This window comes from Komagataeibacter melaceti, from assembly GCF_003403295.1.
Classification (GTDB): domain Bacteria; phylum Pseudomonadota; class Alphaproteobacteria; order Acetobacterales; family Acetobacteraceae; genus Komagataeibacter; species Komagataeibacter melaceti.
The window spans coordinates 19,131-39,926 of sequence record NZ_QUWV01000029.1 but is presented as its reverse complement, the minus strand read 5'-3'; the positions used below and the strand labels follow the sequence as shown (position 1 = coordinate 39,926).

General features: G+C 64.1%; 19 protein-coding genes, 1 tRNA gene and 1 riboswitch. Of the genes, 12 read left to right on the top strand and 8 right to left on the bottom strand.

Annotated elements, in window-relative coordinates:
• Nucleotides 1-98 precede the first annotated feature (98 nt).
• The 9 genes from purH (at nucleotide 99) to DY926_RS03735 (ending at nucleotide 7,664) form a co-directional block, all read left to right on the top strand.
• Nucleotides 99-1,679, top strand: a complete 1,581-nt coding sequence (gene purH, locus DY926_RS03775; protein ID WP_116702147.1) for a bifunctional phosphoribosylaminoimidazolecarboxamide formyltransferase/IMP cyclohydrolase — start codon at nucleotides 99-101, stop codon at nucleotides 1,677-1,679.
• A 95-nt stretch (nucleotides 1,680-1,774) separates the two neighbouring features.
• Nucleotides 1,775-2,545: a hypothetical protein gene (locus DY926_RS03770; protein ID WP_116702146.1), complete on the top strand. Its 771-nt coding sequence runs from the start codon at nucleotides 1,775-1,777 to the stop codon at nucleotides 2,543-2,545.
• A gap of 123 nt (nucleotides 2,546-2,668) precedes the next feature.
• Nucleotides 2,669-3,010: an AtpZ/AtpI family protein gene (locus DY926_RS03765; RefSeq protein WP_116702145.1), complete on the top strand. Its 342-nt coding sequence runs from the start codon at nucleotides 2,669-2,671 to the stop codon at nucleotides 3,008-3,010.
• A 12-nt stretch (nucleotides 3,011-3,022) separates the two neighbouring features.
• Nucleotides 3,023-3,772 (top strand): F0F1 ATP synthase subunit A, encoded by a 750-nt coding sequence (locus DY926_RS03760; protein WP_116702144.1) that lies wholly within the window; start codon nucleotides 3,023-3,025, stop codon nucleotides 3,770-3,772.
• Between the two features lie 60 nt (nucleotides 3,773-3,832).
• Nucleotides 3,833-4,057 carry an ATP synthase subunit C family protein gene (locus DY926_RS03755; RefSeq protein WP_003616715.1) on the top strand — a complete coding sequence of 75 codons (225 nt, stop codon included), beginning with the start codon at nucleotides 3,833-3,835 and terminating at the stop codon, nucleotides 4,055-4,057.
• 16 nt (nucleotides 4,058-4,073) lie between these two features.
• Complete coding sequence (locus DY926_RS03750; protein ID WP_116702143.1) at nucleotides 4,074-4,688, top strand: F0F1 ATP synthase subunit B family protein; 615 nt, start codon at nucleotides 4,074-4,076, stop codon at nucleotides 4,686-4,688.
• A 30-nt stretch (nucleotides 4,689-4,718) separates the two neighbouring features.
• The gene (locus DY926_RS03745; protein ID WP_116702142.1) at nucleotides 4,719-5,213 is read left to right on the top strand and encodes a F0F1 ATP synthase subunit B family protein; all 495 of its coding nucleotides are present in this window, start codon (nucleotides 4,719-4,721) and stop codon (nucleotides 5,211-5,213) included.
• Nucleotides 5,214-5,219: 6 nt separating this feature from the next.
• Nucleotides 5,220-5,990 (top strand): glycosyltransferase family 2 protein, encoded by a 771-nt coding sequence (locus DY926_RS03740; RefSeq protein WP_241503041.1) that lies wholly within the window; start codon nucleotides 5,220-5,222, stop codon nucleotides 5,988-5,990.
• A 12-nt stretch (nucleotides 5,991-6,002) separates the two neighbouring features.
• Complete coding sequence (locus DY926_RS03735) at nucleotides 6,003-7,664, top strand: ArnT family glycosyltransferase (protein WP_116702141.1); 1,662 nt, start codon at nucleotides 6,003-6,005, stop codon at nucleotides 7,662-7,664.
• 101 nt (nucleotides 7,665-7,765) lie between these two features.
• Here DY926_RS03735 and DY926_RS03730 read toward each other — a convergent pair whose 3' ends face one another.
• Together DY926_RS03730 and DY926_RS03725 are read right to left on the bottom strand one after the other, a co-directional pair.
• The gene (locus DY926_RS03730; RefSeq protein WP_186336069.1) at nucleotides 7,766-9,523 is read right to left on the bottom strand and encodes a porin family protein; all 1,758 of its coding nucleotides are present in this window, start codon (nucleotides 9,521-9,523) and stop codon (nucleotides 7,766-7,768) included.
• A 445-nt stretch (nucleotides 9,524-9,968) separates the two neighbouring features.
• The gene (locus DY926_RS03725) at nucleotides 9,969-10,241 is read right to left on the bottom strand and encodes a hypothetical protein (protein ID WP_116702140.1); all 273 of its coding nucleotides are present in this window, start codon (nucleotides 10,239-10,241) and stop codon (nucleotides 9,969-9,971) included.
• Between the two features lie 91 nt (nucleotides 10,242-10,332).
• Here DY926_RS03725 and DY926_RS03720 point away from each other — a divergent pair, with 91 nt between their 5' ends.
• A complete protein-coding gene (locus tag DY926_RS03720; RefSeq protein WP_116702139.1) occupies nucleotides 10,333-10,854 on the top strand; it encodes a DUF2721 domain-containing protein in 522 nt (173 codons plus the stop codon).
• Between the two features lie 17 nt (nucleotides 10,855-10,871).
• Here DY926_RS03720 and DY926_RS03715 read toward each other — a convergent pair whose 3' ends face one another.
• The 5 genes from DY926_RS03715 to DY926_RS03695 all read right to left on the bottom strand — a co-directional run bounded on the left by DY926_RS03715 (nucleotide 10,872) and on the right by DY926_RS03695 (nucleotide 17,738).
• Entirely contained in the window at nucleotides 10,872-11,840 is a 969-nt protein-coding gene (locus DY926_RS03715) for an ABC transporter substrate-binding protein (RefSeq protein WP_186336068.1), read from the bottom strand.
• A gap of 47 nt (nucleotides 11,841-11,887) precedes the next feature.
• Nucleotides 11,888-11,984, bottom strand: a riboswitch (TPP riboswitch).
• Between the two features lie 66 nt (nucleotides 11,985-12,050).
• Nucleotides 12,051-13,265 (bottom strand): cytochrome b, encoded by a 1,215-nt coding sequence (locus DY926_RS03710; RefSeq protein ID WP_116702138.1) that lies wholly within the window; start codon nucleotides 13,263-13,265, stop codon nucleotides 12,051-12,053.
• Nucleotides 13,266-13,428: 163 nt separating this feature from the next.
• Nucleotides 13,429-13,505, bottom strand: a tRNA-Arg gene (locus DY926_RS03705).
• A 71-nt stretch (nucleotides 13,506-13,576) separates the two neighbouring features.
• Nucleotides 13,577-16,870, bottom strand: coding sequence for an efflux RND transporter permease subunit (locus tag DY926_RS03700; protein WP_116702137.1), 3,294 nt, complete (start codon nucleotides 16,868-16,870; stop codon nucleotides 13,577-13,579).
• A 37-nt stretch (nucleotides 16,871-16,907) separates the two neighbouring features.
• Nucleotides 16,908-17,738 carry an SDR family NAD(P)-dependent oxidoreductase gene (locus DY926_RS03695; RefSeq protein ID WP_186336067.1) on the bottom strand — a complete coding sequence of 277 codons (831 nt, stop codon included), beginning with the start codon at nucleotides 17,736-17,738 and terminating at the stop codon, nucleotides 16,908-16,910.
• A 92-nt stretch (nucleotides 17,739-17,830) separates the two neighbouring features.
• Here DY926_RS03695 and gmk point away from each other — a divergent pair, with 92 nt between their 5' ends.
• Together gmk and DY926_RS03685 are read left to right on the top strand one after the other, a co-directional pair.
• A complete protein-coding gene (gmk, locus tag DY926_RS03690) occupies nucleotides 17,831-18,493 on the top strand; it encodes a guanylate kinase (RefSeq protein ID WP_116702135.1) in 663 nt (220 codons plus the stop codon).
• Between the two features lie 151 nt (nucleotides 18,494-18,644).
• On the top strand, nucleotides 18,645-19,877 hold the full coding sequence (locus DY926_RS03685) for a multidrug effflux MFS transporter (protein WP_186336066.1): 1,233 nt from the start codon (nucleotides 18,645-18,647) through the stop codon (nucleotides 19,875-19,877).
• On the opposite strand, the gene rfbA is transcribed toward DY926_RS03685, so the two are convergent.
• On the bottom strand, nucleotides 19,874-20,794 hold the full coding sequence (rfbA, locus tag DY926_RS03680) for a glucose-1-phosphate thymidylyltransferase RfbA (protein WP_116702174.1): 921 nt from the start codon (nucleotides 20,792-20,794) through the stop codon (nucleotides 19,874-19,876). The two genes, DY926_RS03685 and rfbA, sit on opposite strands and share 4 nt — an antisense overlap.
• Nucleotides 20,795-20,796 lie beyond the last annotated feature (2 nt).

Genomic DNA, 20,796 nt, shown 5'->3' with positions numbered 1-20,796 from the left:
AGCCTGCCATGGCATTTCGCTTATTGCCCCGCGTGACACGGTTGGACTAATCCACCCGGATTGGCTCATTTCCAGCTTGCGTGAAAGGTCACCCGCTGATGACCCCCCCGAAGACCGTGCCGGTTCGGCGTGCCCTGATTTCCGTTTCCGACAAGAGCGGCCTGCTTGAGCTTGCCCGCGCCCTTGTCGCCCATGGCGCCGAAATCCTCTCGACAGGCGGGTCCGCCCGCACCCTGCGTGAGGCTGGCATCGCCGTGCGTGACGTGTCGGACCATACCGGGTTTCCGGAAATCCTTGACGGGCGCGTCAAGACGCTGGTGCCGCAGATCCATGGCGGCATCCTCGGCCGGCGTGACCTGCCCGCCCATGTCCAGCAGATGGAAGAACACAGGATCGCCCCGATCGACCTCGTTGCGGTGAACCTCTACCCGTTCGAGGCCACTGTGGCTTCCGGCGCGGGGCCGGAAGACTGCATCGAGAACATCGACATCGGTGGCCCGGCCCTGATCCGTGCCGCGGCCAAGAACCATGCCCATGTGGCCATCGTGACCGATCCGGCGCAGTATGCGCAGATCATCACCGCGCTGGAAAATGGCGGCACCACACTGGCGCAGCGCACGGTGCTGGCCGGTGCGGCCTATGCCCGTACCGCCGCGTATGACGCCGCCATTGCCGCATGGTTCGCCCGGCAGGAAGGCGAGGTGCTGCCGCCGCGCATGATCGTGGCGGGTGAGCGGCGCGAAAGCCTGCGTTATGGCGAGAACCCGCACCAGAAGGCGGCTTTCTATACCGATGGCAGCAACCGCCCCGGCGTCGCCACGGCCACGCAGGTTCAGGGCAAGGCCCTGTCCTACAACAACATCAATGATACCGATGCGGCGTTCGAGGCCGTGGCCGAATTCGATGCGCCCGCCGTGGTGATCGTCAAGCATGCCAACCCGTGCGGCGTGGCGACGGCCGCGACACAGGTGGAAGCATGGGACAACGCGCTGCGCTGCGACCCGGTCTCCGCCTTCGGCGGGATCGTCGCACTCAACCGCACGCTGGAAGCCGATGCCGCCGCGCGTATCGCCACGATCTTTACGGAAGTGATCGTCGCCCCCGACGCCACCGAGGAAGCGCGCCAGATCCTTGCGCGCAAGAAGAACCTGCGCCTGCTGCTGACCGGCGCGCTGCCCGACCCGGCGGCTGGCGGGGTGATCGTGCGTTCCGTGGCGGGGGGCTTCCTGGCCCAGACGCGCGATAGCGGGCGGATCATGCCCGATGCGCTGAAGGTGGTGACGAAGCGCGCCCCCACTGCGGCGGAAATGGCGGATCTCATCTTCGCCTTCCGCGTGGCCAAGCACGTCAAGTCGAACGCGATTGTCTATGCCAAGGACCAGAGTACGGTCGGCATTGGTGCGGGGCAGATGAGCCGGGTTGATTCCGCACGCATCGCCGCCACCAAAAGCGCCGATGCCGCAAAGGCCGCGGGCATTGACCATCCGCTGACACAGGGCAGCGTGGTGGCGTCCGATGCGTTCTTCCCCTTTGCCGACGGGCTGGAAGCCGCCATCGCGGCGGGTGCGACCGCCGTGATCCAGCCCGGTGGCTCGATCCGTGATGATGAGGTGATCGCCGCCGCCGACAAGGCGGGGATCGCCATGGTCTTCACAGGTATGCGCCATTTCCGGCACTGATCCGAACACACATCCCTTGCCTGCGCGCGGGGGATGGAATGAGATAGCACGCCCGGCCCGATGCCGGGCGAGACTGATGAGAGACGGGTATCTGCATGGCCATTCATCGACGTTCCTCGTGCCGCCTTCTTGCGGGCGTGCTTCTTGCGGGTTGCCTGGGGGCGGGTAATGCCCATGCCGCGGGCAAGCATGCCCCACGGCCCGAATCCACTGCTCCAGCACCCGCGCAGCCCGCGCTGGTGTTCGATATCGCGCCGCTGCCGGTCACAACCGGCCAGCTCGTGCAATATATCCTCACGCCCGCGGGCCAGGTGTCCGGCATGCTGCTGGCGGACGGCACGCAGGTCATGTGCCTGCATGAACTGGGCGAGAACCTGCCCGCCATCGTCCATGCCGGGGAGCAGGTCAGTGTCCATGGCCTGAAGGGGGTGAACCTGCCCATCGTGCGTGCCTATGCCGTGTCCGGCCCGCGGGGGATGCGCATTGCCGACGTGCGCCCCGCCACGGGGAATGTGCCCTTTGATTCACCCAGCATCGGCCCGGATGTCCCGGTCGACGGCACGGTTCTTGCTCCTTTGTATGGTATACAGGGCAAGGTCGTGGGTGTTATAATGAAGGATCACAGCGTTGTTTACGTGGGTGACGCCAATGCCGTGCGGCTGGCCGCGTGGCTCAAGCCGGGGGCTTCGCTGCATGCCATCGGCACCGGCGTCACGGGCGAGCGGGGAACCGCCATCAACGCGCGTGAGATAGGCCCGGATGTCAACCAGGCCATCCATATCGAACCGGCCGATGCCCCGCCTCCCGGCGCGTTCCCCGGCAGTGCGGGTTATGATGTCATTCCCGGTAGCTCCCAGGCGGAATAACGGGGCGGCAAACGCAGGCCCGGCAAAAAAGATGCCTGAATAAGGCGTTTGTTTGGTGGGCATTGCTTGACAGGTTATTGCAGCATCGTTAGCTACCGCCTGCACCCTTGGGAGGTGCGAGACGTGGATAAGGATACCGATCCATCCGGCGAATCCTTCGACCGGCGACTGAAAGCAGCCCGCGAGCGCATCGAGCCTCGTGCCGCCGCCCAACGTCCCGCAGGGGGGGGAATGTCCGATCTTGGCCTTGTTCTCAGGGCGGGAACGGAACTTGTGTCGGCTCTTGTGGTCGGGGTTGCCATGGGCTGGGGGCTTGACCACTGGCTTCATGCCCGCCCGTGGTTCCTGATCCTGTTCTCGCTGCTTGGTGGTGTGGCAGGTGTGCTGAATGTCTGGCGTCTTGTCAGGCCCGAGGCCATGAACGCTGAGGCAAACGGGCCGGATAACGGTTCGGGACGGATATAGGGAAGAACGAAGTTGGCGGCCGGATCATCCATCGACGCGCTCGGTCAGTTCGAGCTCCACCCCGTTATGGGGGTAATTGGCGAATCCCTGCGGTTCAGCCAGTCTCCCATGATGATGATTGTCGCCGCCATTCTTGTTCTGGCGTTCCTTTATGTGGGTATGCGCCCCGCCGCCGTGGTGCCGGGCCGGCTCCAGGCCGCGGCCGAAATCTGCTACGATTTCATCCACAACATGGCGGTGGACACGATCGGCCCCGAGGGGCGGGCCTTCTTCCCCTTCGTGTTCACGCTGTTCTTCTTCATCCTGGCCGGTAACTATCTTGGCCTTCTGCCTTTCTCCTTCGCCTTCACCAGCCATATCGCCGTAACGCTGGCGCTGGCGCTGATGGTGTTCTGCCTCTCGATCATCGTGTCGCTCAAGGTGCAGGGTGCGCGCTTCTTCGCCCACTTCATGCCCGCCGGTGCCCCCAAGGCGCTGGCCCCGCTGCTGATCCCGATCGAGATCCTTTCCTTTCTTTCGCGTCCCGTGAGCCTGTCGATCCGTCTGTTTGCCAACATGGTCGCCGGTCACGTGATGTTCGACATGTTTGCCGCCTTCACGATCATGCTGGCCGGTCTGGGCTTCTTCGGTGACATCATCGCCGTTGGTCCCGTGGTCATCAATATCGCGCTGATGGCACTCGAATTGCTGGTGGGTGCGTTGCAGGCATACGTGTTTGCCATCCTTACCTGCATCTATCTGAGGGAGGCGGTGGCCCACTAAAGGGTCGTCCCCCGCTTCCATCGCTTCAATCCAGAACGTCTGAAACAAGGAAAAAAAGACATGGATATCGCAGCAGCCCGTGAAATTGGTGCCGGTATCGCCGTTATCGCCCTCGCTGGCGTTGGCATTGGCCTGGGTAACATCTTCTCCACGCTGGTAAGCAGCATCGCGCGCAACCCGTCCGCGCGCCCGCACGTGTTCGGTCTTGGCATGCTGGGCTTCGCCCTGACGGAAGCCGTGGCCCTGTATGCGCTGCTGATCGCGTTCCTGATCCTCTTCGTCTGATACGCTGGAGGCGAACATGGCGCGCGCCGTGATGTATGACAACATCCGAAGGGCGAGGACCGTTGTGGTCCCGTCCGCGTTGGCTCTGCCGCTGATGGCCATGGTTGCCCCTGGCGCGCGCGCCGAGGGCATGCCCCAGCTTGATTTCGGCAATCCCTATGTCATCGGCCAGGTGATATGGGGCGCTGGCATTTTCCTGGTGCTCTATCTCCTGCTCAGCCGCTCGGCGCTGCCGAAGGTGGAAAAGGTCCTGTCCCAGCGTCGCCAGACGATCGAGACGGATCTGGAGATCGCGCACAAGGCGAAGACCCGCGCGGATGAAGCAGTGGCTGAACTGCATACGGCACGGCACAACGCCATGGCCGAGGCACAGGCCAATGTGGACAAGGTTGTTGAGGAGGCGCGTATCGCCGCCGCCCGGCAGACCGAGGAAATGAACACCCGTCTGGCCACGGAAATCCGTGATGCCGAGGCCCGCGTCTCACAGGCGCGCGACCAGGCCCTAGCCTCGGTGCGTGAAATTTCCACAAATACGGCGGAAACGCTGATCCATCAGTTATCCGGCATTGCCGCCCCGGCCGATTTCGTGACGGCAAAGGTCGGTTCTGCTGCGGCAGCACGTGGTCTCTGACCCGCTGCCCAAGACAGACAGGTCATAATCATGTTTCATGATCCCCGCTTCTGGTCGGCTGTTGCCTTTGTCCTGTTTTTTGTCCTGTTCGGACGTTCACTGTGGAAACCCCTGGTGAGCGCGCTGGACGGGCGGGCGGAACGCATCCGGGCCGAACTTGACGAAGCCGCGCGCCTGCGCCGCGAAGCCGAGCAGATGCTCGAGGACGCCACGCGTGACCGGGAAGCGGCTCTGGCCGAAGCCAAGGAACTGGTCGAACACTCCCTGCGTGAAGCCGCCATCATTGCGGAACAGGCCCGCAAGAACGCCGAGGACATTGCCGCCCGCCGCGAGCAGATGGCCAAGGACCGCATTGCATCGGCCGAGCGTTCGGCGCTGCGTGAAGTGCGTGAAGCGGCGATTGAAATCGCCATTCAGGCAACGCAGGAAACACTGGCCGCCAGCCTCGGGGCCGATGCGGATGGCAAGATTATCGACCGCTCGATCAGTGATCTGCCCGCCTCCCTTTCCCAGCGCGCTGCCTGATTGCCCTTGCCCAAGGCCGCAATACAGGAAACGGGTAACGGGGCGGATGATCGCCCCGTTGTTTCCATTATCGCAGTTGTACTGGATGAGCGGGACAATATCCGCCCGCTGTGCCAGGAAATAGCGGCTTCCCTTGCCGATCTGCCTGCTGCCGAAGTCCTGTTTGTGGATGATGGCAGCACTGATGGCACCGTCGCGGCCCTTGAGGCCGTAAGGCAGGACGGCATCCTGCCGGACCTGCGTATTATCAGCCATGACCGGGCCTGCGGTAAATCCGCTGGCCTGCGCACCGGCATCGCGGCCGCGCGTGGGGAATGGGTCATCACCCTTGATGGGGATGGACAGGACAACCCGGTCGATTTTGCCCCGATGCTGGGACTGTGCCGTTCTGCCAGTGGTCGCGCACCGCTGGTCGTGGGGGTGCGGACCAAACGGCAGGACAATATTTCCCGCAGGCTGGCCTCGCGCTTTGCCAATGGCCTGCGGCGCCGCCTGCTGGATGATGGCTGCCCGGATACCGGGGCCTCGCTCAAGGCATTCCGCCGGGAAGATTTCCTCTGCCTGCCGCAGTTCGAGGGGCTGCACCGTTTCCTGCCCTCGCTTATGGGGCGGCGCGGCGTGCCGCTGGTCTGCATGCCGGTTCACCACCGCAACCGGCTGCATGGATCTTCAAAATACACCAACTTCAACCGGGCGCTGGTCGGCATCCGGGATATATTGGGCGTAATGTGGCTGAACAGCCGCGCCAGGATACCGAAACGCGTTACCGAACGCTGAAGGGACCGTGCCATGACACGTCTGACACTGCGCCACTATATTCTGGTGGCGCTGTCCGTGTTTGTGCTGTTTCTGCCGGGGCGCGCGGCCATGCCGCCACTGGACCGTGATGAACCGCGCTATATGGAAGCCACGGCCCAGATGCTGCACAGCGGCAACTATGTCGATGTCCGGTTTCTCGACCAGCCCCGCTACCTGCAGCCCGCTGGCATATACTGGCTGGAGGCCGCTGCCGTCCGCCTGACCGGCATGGAGGACAGCCACGCCGTCTGGCCCTATCGTATTCCATCACTGCTGGCGGTCACGGCTGCCGCTGTCCTGACTGCCTGGATCGGTGCGGCCCTGTTCGGCCCCACCTGTGGCCTGCTGGCCGCCGCCCTGCTGGCCGTATCGGTGCTGATGACGGCGGAAGGGCGGATGGCCACCATTGATACCACCCTGCTGCTGAGTGTGCTGCTGGTGCAGTGCGGCCTGCTGCGCGCCTATCTGGACCGGGAGCGTGATCTCGCAACACCGCTGGCGGCGGCACTTTTATACTGGACCGCGCTGGGCTGTGGGCTGATGCTCAAGGGACCGGTGGTGCTTGTGCCCGGTTTTGGCACACCGCTGGCCCTGGCACTGGTGGAAAGGCGGATCGACTGGTGGCATCGCCTGCGCCCGGCATGGGGCTGGCTGCTCATGCTGGCAATCGTGTTGCCATGGTGCATTGCGATTGGCGTGATCAGCCATGGGGATTTCTTTTCACGCGCCGTCGGGCACAATTTTCTGGGCAAGGTGGCCAGTGGGCAGGAAACGCACGGCCTGCCGCCGGGCTACCATCTGGCGGTCTTTGCCATTGCATTCTGGCCGGGATCAATTTTCGCGGCCATGAGCCTGCCTTTCATATGGGCACGTCGGTTTGAGCCGCATGTACGTTACCTGCTGTGCTGGATCATCCCGCACTGGCTGGTGTTCGAGGCCATTGCGACCAAGCTGCCGCATTACGTGCTGCCGACCTATCCGGCCATTGCCATCCTGACGGCTGCGGCGATCGTTTCCTTTTCCGGCCAGTGGGAATGGCCTCGGGCGCTATGGGCCCGTGGGCTGCTGGCGGCCTATGGGCTGATCTGGTTTACGCTGGGGTCCGTTCTGGCCTTTGCCGGGCCTGTGCTGCTGTGGCGGATGGAAGGCGTGCTGTCTCCCGCCGCGTTGCTCATTCCCATTGGCGCGCTGCCGCTGCTGGTGCTGTCGGGCTACCTTATCCTGCACCGGGATGCGCTGTATGCCGCCATGGCTGCGATTGCTGCTGCCGTCATCATCCATGTTGGCCTGTTTTCCACCGTGATCCCGCGCCTGCAGACCATATGGCTGAGCCCGCGCCTTGCAGCACTGGTGGATGCGCACCGGCCCTGCGCCCGCAATACGGTTGTGGCCTCGACATCGAATTCTGAACCCAGCCTGGTCTTTCTGCTGGGGGAGACGACACGGCTGATTGGCCCCGATGCTGCCGCCGATTTCCTGCAACAGGACCAGAAATGTGGTCTGGCGCTGGTAGGCACGCGCGATCTGGAAACCTTCACTGCCCGTGCGCAGCATGATGGCCTGGAAATCCGTGAACTGGGGCAACAGACGGGGCTGAACTATTCGACAGGCAAATACCTGACGATAGGGCTGTATGCGGCGGGTAAGCCGTAAATAAAAAACGACAGAAGTTTTTTGGTTCTTTTTTACAAAAAAGAACAGGAAACCGGGCACAGCCTATGCCGGTATGCCCCGGTTTCCAACAGGTTATGCGATCAGAACAGCAGGATCATACCGCCGGAGGCACTGTTGTCGCTCTCCTTGTACGGCCCATGAGCTGCGGAACTGGTATGGGCGTATTCCGCCACCAGATTGAGCCAGTCCGTCATCTTGTAATAGGCGGCACCCACTTCCGACTGGTTGCGGCGGACCAGATCGGGATCATCCTCGCCCGGCGCCTGATACAGGTTACTGACACCATAACTGCCGACCAGCTTGAAGCGCTTGGTGAAGTTATACATCATCTGGACATAATAGCCTTCCGATGCGCGCTTGCGGCCATTGCTGGCTACGCCATCAAAGAACAGCCCGGTCGTACCCAACCCGCTGCCACGGTAGTAATAGCCCACGAACTGGGCCGGGCCGTAGGTCAGCTTCGTGCCGATTTCGCCCGCTTCCGCCATGACGCCGTGTTTTTCACCCGGAATGACGGAAACATCCGCAGTACTGTTGGTGGTCATATTGTAAATGCCACCGTTGGCTTCGCGCAGTTGGGTTGTGACCGACGTTGTCCTGCTGATCATCAGATCCTGCTGGTGCTGGACAAGGAAGCTGGCCCAGATGCGCGCGCTCAGCCCGCCAACCTTGAAGTCATATGTCACCTTGCCCTGGATCATGGGCGAGCTGTGCTGGGTGGAGCTTGCCGAATAGGCGTTGCCATTGCCATCAGCGCCGGAGAAGTCGAATTCATCTAGCGGCTGGAGAATGCCAACCGTGCCCTGGAAACCCGCAACGGTGGGGGACTGGTAGGAAATCTGCGGTATCCAGTCGGCATATACGTAACCAACGCCGATACGGCCGAGCGAGGTATTGCCTGGTGCTGCGTTGCTGCCGGTGGAACCGACACTCAGCAGGGTCGCGTCATCCAGAATGGCGTCACCACCAAAGATGCCAAGGTCACGACCGATCTTGAACGTGCCCCATTTCTTGTTGCCCGCCGTAACGTAAACCTGACGAAAATCGATACCGGCCGTTCCCAGCCCCACCGGGCTGCCGCCGGTATTGGCGTTGAACGCGCCGTTCTTGGCGTTGTTGATGCCGGGATACATGCCCATCACGGCGGCAAGGTCGATGCCGTTCTGCGTGGTCTTGAGCTTCAGGATCAGGCCGGCGGGCAGCAGGCCGTTACGCAGCGCCGAGGAATCGAAACCGCTGCTGCCGGTTGAAACGCCGCCCGCCACGTAATGGCCGCCGGCGGGGCTGTTGAATGTATAGAACCCGTTGATGAAGCCGGACAGGTTGATGTCGATCGGCCCCGCCTTGAAGGTCAGGCCGCCACCGGGCACGTATTTGTTGACCCGCACGAAGTCGGACCCGTTCATGGCATGCTGGGTGGCAAGCCATGTGGATTCGGCCGAGGCCGCGCTGGCCTGTGCATCGGCTGCCGCCTGCTGGGCCTGGGCCAGCACGTCGTTGGGGTCCATCCCGCCGCCGATATTGATGGTGCCGGGCGGCTGGATGGTCTGGCCCATGGCGCTGCGCATGGAGGCGTGGGTGGAGGCGGGCACGGCCATGTGGCGCTGCACGGGTACATATTGCTGCGGCCGCGCGGCTGTTGCCGCCGCGCGCACATGCTGCATGTGATGGCTCAGCAGGCCGTTGTACTCACCCTGCGTCAGGCTGCCTTTTGCCTTCAGGATGTCGAGGAGTTCACTGTAATCGTCAGCCCAAGCCTCATCGGGGCAGGCAAAAGACGCGCCACCGCTTGCCATGACAACGACCGCGCCAATACGCGCCAATTTTCCAGCCGACATAGTATTAAACTCCCTGCCAGCATTCCTGTTGTATAAAACCGGGCCGGTCAATGGGCTGTCCCGCCCCCGGCCGGGGGCATGACGGGGGCGGGGTGATGTACCATCGCTCAGGGATTCTTCCTTGCGCAACAGGCTGGAAAGCGGCGAACCTTCTGTCAGGGAAATATATTTTCTGGCCAAAATTCCTTTGGTTTCATGCAATCTTTCAAACATGCCCCGGGTGGGGCGTGTGTGCATTTCCTGACTGATTCCGTACGATATCACGGTACGATGGCGGCGTTTGGGGGTTGGTTCGGTCTGGTTTCAGAACATTTCCGGGCATGCATCAAACAATCGTGTGCGCCGGAATCCCTGTCTTTGTTCAATAAAAAGTGGCTGGAAGCAAATTTCAGGTTTCAGAAATACAGACATAAACCTCACAAACCTGTGTTTATATTTTATTGACTTAATTCTTGACTGTATCATGTCCGCCCGTCCCGCCGTTCAGCAGCGCGCGGGCGTGACGCCATGCGGCTTCCAGCGCTTCCACCATGGTTTCGTGCGGCGGGGTCCATTCCTGTGCATCATGTCCGGGTGGGGTCAGGCGCGCGCGCCAGCGCGGCGTGCCACTGGGGTCGGGCTGACGCTCGATGGCAAGCGGCCAGTCCCCCGGAATGCGCGACAGGACGCGCGCCAGCCGTTTTTCGGGCGTGAGCGGGGTGGCGTAATTATGTGACATGAAATTCTCCCTGTCTTCATGTCGCGACTCTGCCCCTTGACGGGGCCGGGGATAAGCCCAAAAAACGCAGGTCCTGCCCCCAGCCAAGGATATGCCTTTCGTGTCTGCCTTTCCCGGCCTTATTCCCGATGAATCCGTTGATGGCGTTGCCCATCTGATCCAGACCGCCCTGACGCCGGTGTTCATGCTGTCGGGCATCGGCACATTGCTGAACATGTTCAACACGCGGCTGGCGCGGGTCAGTGACCGGATCGAGACGGTGCGCGACAAGCTTGATGGCATGGAGGACAAGACCGGCAAGGATGCCAGCATGCTCATGAAGCGGCTGGGGCTGCTGCATTACCGCACGCTGCTGCTGGATGCGGCGATCCTGTTCGGTGGGGTAGGGGGCGCTTCCGCCTGCGGTTCGGCCTTCGCGCTGTTCCTGGGCAGCGTGCGCGATTCATCCATCGCATGGTGGCTGGTGCTTATGTTCGGCAATGCGCTGGTCTGCACCGTCATCGCGCTGGGCATGTTCCTTGGTGACAGTATCGTGGCGTGGCATGGCCTGCGCATCACTACCTTCCTGCCGCACAGGCGCGACCTGCTGACCAGCATTACCCCGCAGGACTGAACCCCACGGCCCGGAACTCAGGGTGATGCGGGCGGGCTGAACGGGTCAATCGCGTACTGCCCGAGCGGGATTTCGTGGGCCATCATGCCATGCGCGTGCAGGAACGCGGCAAAAGCCTGATAGCGGGGCACGTTCAGCAGCGCGGGCTGCTTGCAGATGCGTGACAGCGTGGCCTGCCATGCCGCCCGGTTCAGCGGTGTGTCGAGTTCCGGGTGATCGTGTACCGCCTGCGCCAGTATGGTGTCAGGGTGATTGATGAGGGTATTGGCCCCCTCCGCCAGCGCATCCATGAAATCACGTATCCATGCCTCATGCGCATGGTCGCGCCCGGCCAGGAAGATCAGCTCATCGGACATCGGCACGCCGTGTTCCTCGGGAAAGAAGGCGCTGACCTGAACGCCCTTCTGTTGCAGGTCGATCAGTTCATAGGTGCGCACCGCCCCGATCACCGCATCCACCGCGTGGCTTATGATGGCCTGCTCCAACTGGAAATTGACATTGACCTGCCGCACATCGGCAATGCCCAGCCCCACGGAATGGAGCATGGCGTCAAGGGCGGCGTCATCCACGCCGGGCAGCGAAATGCCGATGGTCCTGCCCTTGAGGTCCGAAAGGTCATGAACGCTGCCGCTGGCGATCAGGACGTTGAGCGGGGTATCAATCAGCGTGCCAACACGCACGAGCGGTATGGACTGGTCCGCCAGCATGCCCAGTTGTGTCTGGTAGGAAACCGCAAGGTCGGCCTGCCCCGCCGCCACCAAGCGCGCGGGGGAGCCGGGATCAGCCGGGGCGATCAGCTTTACATCCAGCCCGTGGCGGGCAAAGGCGCCGCTGTACTGCGCGGCCAGTAGGCTGGCGTGGTCGGCATTGAGGAACCAGTCCAGCACGACCGTAACCTGCCGCCCCGCCGCACGCGCGGGCTGTATCAGCAGCACCATGCAGGCCAGAACGGCCATCAGGGCGGATGTGCGGGTTATGGCGCGCATGGGAATTCCCTCTCCGATTATCCATGGAACACGGCAGGCAGGGAACAGGCGCGACAGGTCAGCCTCCCTTCGCTGGCATGACCCAGATCAGGTTCAACGGGTATGATCTCAGCCCGATCACAACGGGCACCCCGGTCGGGTGGAGAGTGTGGGATGGGACGCCTGCGCGTCAAGTCACGGATGCTGGACCGGACGTGCCGGGCAGCAGGATCAGGCGGCGGGGCCGCGCATTTCCCGCCGCGCGCATAGCGGCAGCAGCACGAGGAAGTAGCCGAAGTAGTAAAGTGTCGCGAGCCGCCCCACGGTCATCCAGCCCCCTGCGGCATGGTGGCGGCCCACCAGCCCCATGAGCACGAACGCCACTACCAGCCCCGCCAGGCCAATGCGGCAGGCCGGGCGGAAACGGGCCGAGCGGATGGGGGATCGGTCCAGCCACGGCACGGCGAACAGGATCAGCACTGCACCCGCCGATGCGACAAGCCCGCCGAATTTTGACGGCACGGATTGCAGCATCCCGTAAAACGGCAGGAAATACCATTCCGGCTCGATATCGGCCGGGGTGTGCATGGGGTTGGCGGGGCGGTAGTTTGCCGGTTCGGACAGCAGGCCGGGCCACAGGAAGGCAAGGGCCACGAACACCAGCGCGAACAGCACGATCCCGGTCAGGTCCTTGGTCGTGTAGTAGGGGTGGAAGGGCACGGTCTCACGTGCGGGAACGGGCCGGCCAGTGGGGTTGTTGGGGCCGGGCACATGCAGTGCGGCCACATGCAGCACGACAATGGCCACGATGGTGAAGGCCAGCAGGAAATGCAGCACGAAAAAGCGGTGGATGAAAATATCCCCCAACTGGTCGCTACCCTCCATGACATGTTCAAGCGTCGGCCCGATGAGCGGCACGGCCCCCACCGCCTTGCCCGCGACATCCGCCCCCCAGTAGGACATCTGCCCCCATGGCAGCACATAGCCCGCAAAGGCGGTGACCATGGTCAGGAGCAGAAGCCCCAGCCCCGACAGCCACAGGATCTCGCGCGGCTGCTTGTACGAGCCATAGTACAGCCCGCGGAACAGGTGGATGTACAGTGCGGCCATGAACAGGCTCGCCCCCGTGACATGGATCGCGCGCAGCATCCACCCGCCGGGCAACTGGCGTTCGATCATCTCGACCGAGGCGAAGGCCCCCGCCGTCGTGGGTGTATAGTTCATGGCCAGGAAAATGCCGCTGGCCAGCATGATGACCAGCACCGCGCACAGGATCGCCCCGAAATTCCACAACCCGTTCAGGTTACGCGGCATGGGGAAGTCGATATATTCCTTACGGAACCCGCTTATGACCGGAAGCCTGCGGTCAACCCAGCCGGCAATCCCCTCACGCTGTGCGGATGGGGCCTGTGGCGGCATGTTTTCGGGGGGGCGGGACCCGTTCATTCCTGTTTCCTGAATCCGGACAAAGAAAGATCAGGCAAGGGTGTAGCAGCCCCGCAGGCGGCAGGCACCCTTCTTTTTGGAAGGGGAACGGCCAGACTCCCGCCCGCATGCGCAGGGAGGATACCATTACCGGGATGGTCCGCTGATTTTATTTTAAGGAAAGTGGCGCACCCGAAAGGACTCGAACCTCTAACCCCCAGATTCGTAGTCTGGTGCTCTATCCAGTTGAGCTACGGGTGCGCTGTGAGGCGGTTTCTAGCCGACACTGCCGCTGCCCGCAACCCCCTTTTTTTCATTGGGGAAAAGATTTTTTATCCCCGGCCGCGCGCCAGCAGGCGGTGGGCCATCCGCGCGGTCCATGTGCGGATGCGTTCCATGTAAAGATAGATGACCGGCGTGGTGTACAGTGTCAGCAACTGGCTCATCACAAGCCCGCCCACCACGGTAATGCCCAGCGGGCGGCGCATCTCCACGCCATAGCCGCCATTGGTGATCAGCGGCACGGCCCCGAGTGCCGCCGCCAGCGTGGTCATGAGAATGGGGCGGAAACGCTGGATGCAGGCGTCATGTATGGCGTCGCGCGGGGAAAGACCCCGGTCGCGTTCCGCATGCAGCGCGAAATCCACGATCAGGATGGCGTTCTTTTTCACGATCCCGACCAGCAGGATCATCCCGATCATGGTGATGAGGGAAAACTCCTGCCCCGTCGCCCACAGTGCCAGCACCGCCCCCACCCCCGCCGAGGGCAGGGTGGACATGATGGTCAGCGGGTGGATGTAGCTTTCATACAGGATGCCCAGCGTCACGTAGATCGTGACAAGGGCGGCAACGAAGATCAGCACCTCGTTGATGATGGCGGACTGGAACTGTGCCGCCTGCCCGGTAAACCCGCCATGGATGGAGGGCGGCACATGCATGCTCACCATGGTGTCGGCAATCGCGGCCGAGGCGTCGCTCAGGGCCTTGCCGGGGGCGAGGTTGAAGGAAATGGCGGCGGAGACGAACCCGTCGCGGTGCGAGACGGTAATGGCCGTGGGGCGGGGCACGAGGCGCGCCACGTCGGAAAGCGGGATCATCGTCTCGGTGCTGGAGGAGACGGCCGACCCGTTCGAGGCCCCGGCCCCGCCCGCCAGCCGGTTGGCGACCTGGTTGCGGAACGACTGCTGGCTGAGCTGCGCGCTGCGGCTTTCCTGCCCCGTCGTAACCGTGCGTGCGCGCACCGTGTTCGATACCGTCCCGCCCCCCGCACTGCCGCCGGCGGTCGAGATGCGGAAGGAATCCAGGATGTCGGGCGTGGTACGGTACTGGTCCGCCACCTCCATCACCACATGGTAGGTGGTGAGCGGGGTGGAGATGTTGGACGCCGTGCGCTGGCCAAAGGCGTCGTACAGCGTGTTGCTGATGAGCTGCGGCGTGACAAGGTAACGCGCCGCAAGGTCACGGATGATGTCGGCATGGATGGCCGCGCCGTTGTTCATGACATCCGTTGTCACGTCGCGCAGCATCGGGTTGGCGCGCAGCGCGGCGGTCAGGCGGGGCGCCCATGTATAGATGTCATCGGCATTGTCGCTGGTCAGCAGGTAGCGGTATGCCCCCTCCTTCTGCCGGCCGCCGCCGCCGCTTATGTCACCTGCCGAGAACAGGGAAATATCCAGCCCCGGAATGTTGGCCAGCCGTTTGTGGATGCGCTCGATCATCTCGTCAGGGCCGTCGCTGCGCTGCGTGCGGTCGATCATCTGGGCGAAGGCCTGCCCCTCGATGTTCGTATCACCCGAGAACGCGACGACTTCCTGCGTGTCCTGATCCACCCCCATCGCGTCGCTTATGGCGCGGATCTTCTCCTTCATGGCGGGGAAGGAGGTGGTCTGGTCGGCGCGGAAGAAGTTCATGACCATGGCCACGTCCTCCTTGGGCAGGATGCCCTTGGGCATGAGCACGATCACGCCGATCATGACGGCAAGGCTGAGCGGCAGGGTCACGGCGGTCAGCACATGATGGCGCAGGGCGCTGGCGAGGGAACGCTCGTAATGGCGCAGCAGGTAGCGGTATCCCGCCTCCATCGCCTCACCCACGCCATGCGCCCACCGCCGCCAGCGCGGGGCGGTGGGCGGTGGCGGCGCATCCGTGCCGACCTCCAGGAACAGGCTGCACATCATTGGTGTCAGGCTCAGCGCCAGCACCAGCGAGACGGTGACGGTGATCGCCAGCGTCATCGAAAACTCGAAGAACACCTTGCCCGGCGTGCCCGCCAGCAGCAGCAGCGGCAGGAATACCGCCACCAGCGAGATGGTGATGGACAGCACGGTAAACCCGATCTCGCGCGAGCCACGCAGGGCGGCTTGCCTGCGGTCCAGCCCCGCCTCCATGTGGCGGGCGATGTTTTCCAGCACCACGATGGCGTCATCCACCACGAAGCCGGTGGCGATGGTCAGCGCCATGAGCGACAGGATATCGAGCGAGAAGTGGAACAGCGCCATGAACGCCAGCGTGCCCGCCAGTGATATGGGCACCGTAATGGCCGGGATGAGTGTCGCGCGCGGGCTGCGCAGGAACGCCAGCACCACCCCCACTACCAGCACGACCGAGGCGAGGAGCGTCCACTGCGTATCCGCCAGCGAGGCGCGGATGGTGATGGAACGGTCCATGGCGGGCACCAGCGAGACCCCGCGCGGCAGCGCCGCGCGCAGGGCGGGCAGGCGGCCCTTGATCGAATCGATCACGTGGATCACGTTCGCTCCGGCCCGGGGGCGGATGATGGCCATGACCGCGGTGTGCCCGTTCAGGTAGCCAATCTGGCGTTCGTTTTCCACGCCGTTGCGCACGGTGGCCACGTCGCGCAGCCGCACGGGGCGGCTGTCACGGTAGCCGATCACCAGGTCACGGTACTGGGCGGCGGTGCGCGCCTGGTCGTTGGTGGCCAGCGTGTAGCGGGTCGTGTCGTTTTCTATGATGCCCTTGGGCGTATTGGCGTTGGCCGATGCCAGGGCGGAGCGGATGTCCTCGAACCCCAGCCCGTATTTGAACAGCGGCCACGGGTTGATTTCCACCCGCACCGCCGGGGCGGAACTGCCCGCAATCTCGACCCAGCCCACGCCCTGCACCTGCGCAAGCAATGGCTGCAGGCGCGTCTTGGCAATGTCGTACAGCTCGGACACCGGCTGCGTGTCCGATGTCAGCGCCAGGATCATGACCGGGTTGTCGGAGGGGTTGGCCTTCCAGTACTGCGGCTGTGACTCGAGCGTTGCGGGCATGTCGGCGCGGGCGGCGCGCAATGCGGCTTCCACGTCATTGGCGGCGGCGTCGATATTGGTGGTTTCATCGAAGGTCAGCAGGATGAAGGCGTTATCCTGGCTGGAATCGGACTCGATCTCGCTTACGCCCGCCACCTGCCCCAGCCTGCGTTCCAGCGGGGTGGTGACGGAACTGGCCATCTGCTGGGGCGAGGCGCCGGGCTGGCTGGCCATGATGTAGATGACCGGCACGGCGATATCCGGCAGGTCGCCCACTGGCAGTACCCGGTAGGCAAAAAGGCCGGACAGCATGATGGCCGCCGCCAGCAGGGTGGTCGCTACGGGGCGCAGGATGAAGATGCGGCACGGGTTCAAGGGCTGGTCCCGGTTCCTGCCATCACGGGGTCATCCCTCACGCCGCGGGCGTGCCCGGCTGCTCCAGCCCCGTTTCGGGCATGCTGCCCGCCTGTCCCGCCGGCTGGCGGAAGTAACAGGACTGCGCGATCCCGATCGGCAGCAGGTCCATGAAGCGCGATCCCGCCGCCAGCCACCACGGGAAGGAAATGCGCCGCCTGCCGCGCGCCACCCCCGACAGGATGGCCCGCACCGCATCGCCCGTCTGGGTCAGGCCGGGCATGTGGAAGGTGTTGCGTGCGGTCATGGGGGTGTTTACGAACCCGCAGCACACACTGGACATCATGATGCCAGCCCGCGCCATGTTCCCGCCCGTCGCCACCATGAAGCGGTCCACCGCCGCCTTTGACGCGCAGTACGATGGCGTGCCCGGAAACGAGACCAGCCCCGCCACCGAGGACATGGCGCATATGCGCCCGCGCACGCCGTCGCTGCCGCGCGGCTGGCCGCGCATGACCCGTAGCGCGGGCAGCACGGTATTGATGACGCCATCCACATTGGTCGCGAACATGCGCCGGATCTGGGCGTCGGGTTCATGGGGTGCGTCCTCGCCGCCTGTGGTGGAGGCCGTGATTCCCGCGCAGGCGAAGACAAGGTCCAGCGTGCCGGTGGCCATGATCCATGCCTCCATGCCCGCCTGATCGCGCACATCCTGCACCCGTATGCGGGCATCCGCCCCACGTGCGATGCAGCGTGTGGCCACTTCCTTCAGGTTATGCGCGTTACGCCCCCCCAGGTGCAGCGTGCGCCCCGGCCGGGCGAGGGCGAGGGCAAGGCCACGCCCGATACCGGACGAGGCGCCTGTGATCAGTATCGAATCCTGTTTCATGTTCGCAGAATACATACACCCTGTTAGAACTGCGCTACTTCGTTTCCGCGCCCGGCCCGCAAGCAGGCGGGCCGACAACCATGGAGAGCCGTATGAGCCAGCCAGCCCCTCCCTTCCGCGCCACTTCCGGGGTCCCGGTCCAGCGCAGGGGGGTATGTCTGGTTATTTCAGCCCCGTCCGGCGCGGGCAAGTCCACCATTGCCAATGCGCTGCGGGCGTCCGAGCCGCAACTGCTTCATTCCGTGTCGGTCACCACGCGCCAGCCCCGCCCGGGGGAGAGTGACGGCATCCATTACCATTTCCGCAGCATGGAGGCGTTCATGCGCATGGCGGAAACGGGCGAGATGCTGGAATGGGCCACCGTGTTCGGCCGGGGCTACGGTACGCCGCGCGCCCCGGTGGAGGAAGCGCTGGCGCAGGGTCGTGACATGGTGTTCGACATAGACTGGCAGGGCCACCGCCAGATCCGCGCGGCGCTGCCTGATGATGTGGTCAGCATATTCGTGCTGCCGCCCTCCATCGCGGAACTGGAGCGCCGCCTGCATGGCCGTGCCTCGGACGAGGCCGACGAGATCGCGCGCCGCATGCAGGCCGCGCGCGACGAGATCTCGCACTGGAACGAGTTCGATCACGTTATCATCAATTCCGAACTGGACCAGGCCATTACCGAAGCCCGCGCCGTGCTGGTGGCCGCCCGGCTGCAACGGCACCGGCAGACGGGGCTGTCCGGGCTGGTCGCCAGTTTCGGGCTCTGACCCAACACCCATAAACCCGCCGCGCCATGAAACGGGGGTGGCGTGGCGGGCATGGGATGCATGCGGCACGGCGCATGGACAAGCGGTGTGAAATAACATGGATATGCCCCTGCCCGTGGCTCCCCTTCCGTCATCTGCGTCCCGGATCATCATGCCAGCTTCCCAGCCGCTTCCTTCCGCCATGCCCTTCTGGATGATCGCCCTGCTGGGGCTGATCACGGCCATCGGCCCGCTTGCCACCGATATGTACCTGCCTGCCTTCCCGGCCATGGATCAGGAACTGGCGGGCGGCCACACCGGGGCCAGCCAGGTGACGCTGGCGGCATGGTTCGCAGGTCTTGCGGTGGGGCAGTTCAGCCTTGGCCCCCTGTCCGACCGGCTGGGGCGGCGCGTGCCGCTGGTGGGAGGGCTGGTCCTGTTCTGCGCCGGTTCGCTCGGGTGCGCGGTGGTCAGCGGGTTCGACCTGTTCTGCCTGTGCCGCTTCATTGCCGCGCTGGGTGGTGCGGCCTGCGCCGTGATCCCGCGCGCCATCGTGCGTGATGTGGCGACCGGGGCGGCGTGCGTGCGGATCATGTCGCAGCTCATGCTGGTCTTTGGGGTCATGCCCATCCTCGCACCCTCGCTGGGCAGTCTGGTGCTGTCATTCGGGCACTGGCGCTGGATCTTCACCATTGCGGTGGGCTACGGCGTGCTGGCGCTGGGGGCGGTGCTGGCCTGCCTGCCCGACACGATGCCGGTGGGCAAGCGGATCTCGTTTTCCATGCCGGGCATGATCGGCCGCTATGCCGCGCTGGTGCGTGAGCCCGTGTTCATGTCCAGTGCGCTGATCAACAGCTTCTCCTCCTTCGTCATGTTTGCCTACATTACCTCCGCCCCTGTGGTGTTCGAGCACCTGCTGCAGTTCACGCCCGGTGAATTCGGCGCTTTCTTCGGCCTGAACGCCGCGATGTTCATCGCCTGCGCGCAGCTCAACGGCCTGCTGGTGCATCGGCTGGGCCTGTCACGCCTGCTGGATGGCGGGATCATGTCCTGCCTGATCGTTGCGGTGCTCTGCCTCGGGCTGTCGGTGGCCGGGGTGGCGGGGCCTGCGCACCCGCTGCTGGTGTGTGCGCTGGTCATGGGCATGACGGGATCACTGGGCTTTATCGGCCCCAATGCGACGGTCATGGCCTTTACCCATCACGGCCACCAGTTGGGCAGTGCGTCCGCGCTTATGGGCACGATCCAGTTTTCCCTTGCTGCCGGCAGTGGCTTCATACTGGGCCATGTGGTCTTTCACAGCCCCGCGCCGCTGGCCGTGGTGGTGACGGGGGGCTGCCTGTGCATGGGCGGGTGCAATATCTGGCGGCGTATCTGCGCCCGGCGCGCGGCCGGGGCCAGCTAGGGTGCGGGCGTTGGCGTGGCTCCGTCCGCAATGGCCATAAGCGTTCGGCCCAGTTCGGTGCGGCCCATGCGACCGGCCAGCGCGCGGAGTTGGGCTGCGTCAATATAGCCCATGAGGAAAGCCGCCTCCTCCGGTGATCCGACCAGCATGCCCTGACGCGCCTGCACGGTCTGCACGAAGGAACCCGCCAGCATGAGGCTGTCCGGCATGCCCGCGTCCAGCCACGCGCAGCCCCGGCCAAGCCGTTCGACATGCAGGGCGTTTTCAGCCAGGTAGATGCGGTTGAGGTCGGTTATCTCAAGCTCCCCCCGGGCGGAGGGGCGCAGGCCCGCCGCCAGTTCCCGCACCCGCCCATCATAGAAATACAGTCCGGTCACCGCCCAGTTTGACGGCGCGGGCACGGGTTTTTCTAGAATGTCCAGCGCCGCGCCATCCCGCGCGAAGGTCACGACCCCGTAGCGTTCGGGATCGCGTACCTGATAGGCGAAGACCGTGGCCCCATGGGTGCGCTCCGCCGCCTTGCGCAGCATGGCGGGCAGGTGATCGGCAAAGATCAGGTTATCCCCCAGTACCAGCGCGCATGGCGCGTCCGCCAGCCAGTCCCCCGCGATGAGGAACGCCTGCGCGATCCCGTCGGGCCGGGGCTGGACACGGTAGGCGAAGCGTACGCCAAGCTGCGCGCCATCACCCAGAAGACGCTGGAACTGCGGCAGGTCCTGCGGGGTGGAAATGATCATGATGTCCCGGATGCCCGCCATCATCAGCGTGCATAACGGGTAATAGATCATGGGTTTGTCATATACGGGCAGGAGCTGCTTGCTTACGGCCAGTGTCATCGGGTGCAGCCGCGTGCCCGAACCGCCCGCCAGCAGGATACCCCGCGTGGCGGGGCGGTGTGTGGTGTCGTGCTGTGCCATGG

Excerpts from the sequence above, each read along its gene's own strand:
- purH (WP_116702147.1), top strand. The coding sequence starts at position 99 with ATGACCCCCCCGAAGACCGTGCCGGTTCGGCGTGCCCTGATTTCCGTT.
- DY926_RS03770 (WP_116702146.1), top strand. The coding sequence starts at position 1,775 with ATGGCCATTCATCGACGTTCCTCGTGCCGCCTTCTTGCGGGCGTGCTT.
- DY926_RS03755 (WP_003616715.1), top strand. The coding sequence starts at position 3,833 with ATGGATATCGCAGCAGCCCGTGAAATTGGTGCCGGTATCGCCGTTATC.
- DY926_RS03750 (WP_116702143.1), top strand. The coding sequence starts at position 4,074 with ATGGCGCGCGCCGTGATGTATGACAACATCCGAAGGGCGAGGACCGTT.
- DY926_RS03745 (WP_116702142.1), top strand. The coding sequence starts at position 4,719 with ATGTTTCATGATCCCCGCTTCTGGTCGGCTGTTGCCTTTGTCCTGTTT.
- DY926_RS03735 (WP_116702141.1), top strand. The coding sequence starts at position 6,003 with ATGACACGTCTGACACTGCGCCACTATATTCTGGTGGCGCTGTCCGTG.
- DY926_RS03730 (WP_186336069.1), bottom strand. The coding sequence starts at position 9,523 with ATGTCGGCTGGAAAATTGGCGCGTATTGGCGCGGTCGTTGTCATGGCA.
- DY926_RS03725 (WP_116702140.1), bottom strand. The coding sequence starts at position 10,241 with ATGTCACATAATTACGCCACCCCGCTCACGCCCGAAAAACGGCTGGCG.
- DY926_RS03720 (WP_116702139.1), top strand. The coding sequence starts at position 10,333 with ATGCCTTTCGTGTCTGCCTTTCCCGGCCTTATTCCCGATGAATCCGTT.
- DY926_RS03715 (WP_186336068.1), bottom strand. The coding sequence starts at position 11,840 with ATGCGCGCCATAACCCGCACATCCGCCCTGATGGCCGTTCTGGCCTGC.
- DY926_RS03710 (WP_116702138.1), bottom strand. The coding sequence starts at position 13,265 with ATGAACGGGTCCCGCCCCCCCGAAAACATGCCGCCACAGGCCCCATCC.
- DY926_RS03695 (WP_186336067.1), bottom strand. The coding sequence starts at position 17,738 with ATGAAACAGGATTCGATACTGATCACAGGCGCCTCGTCCGGTATCGGG.
- gmk (WP_116702135.1), top strand. The coding sequence starts at position 17,831 with ATGAGCCAGCCAGCCCCTCCCTTCCGCGCCACTTCCGGGGTCCCGGTC.
- DY926_RS03685 (WP_186336066.1), top strand. The coding sequence starts at position 18,645 with ATGCCAGCTTCCCAGCCGCTTCCTTCCGCCATGCCCTTCTGGATGATC.
- rfbA (WP_116702174.1), bottom strand. The coding sequence starts at position 20,794 with ATGGCACAGCACGACACCACACACCGCCCCGCCACGCGGGGTATCCTG.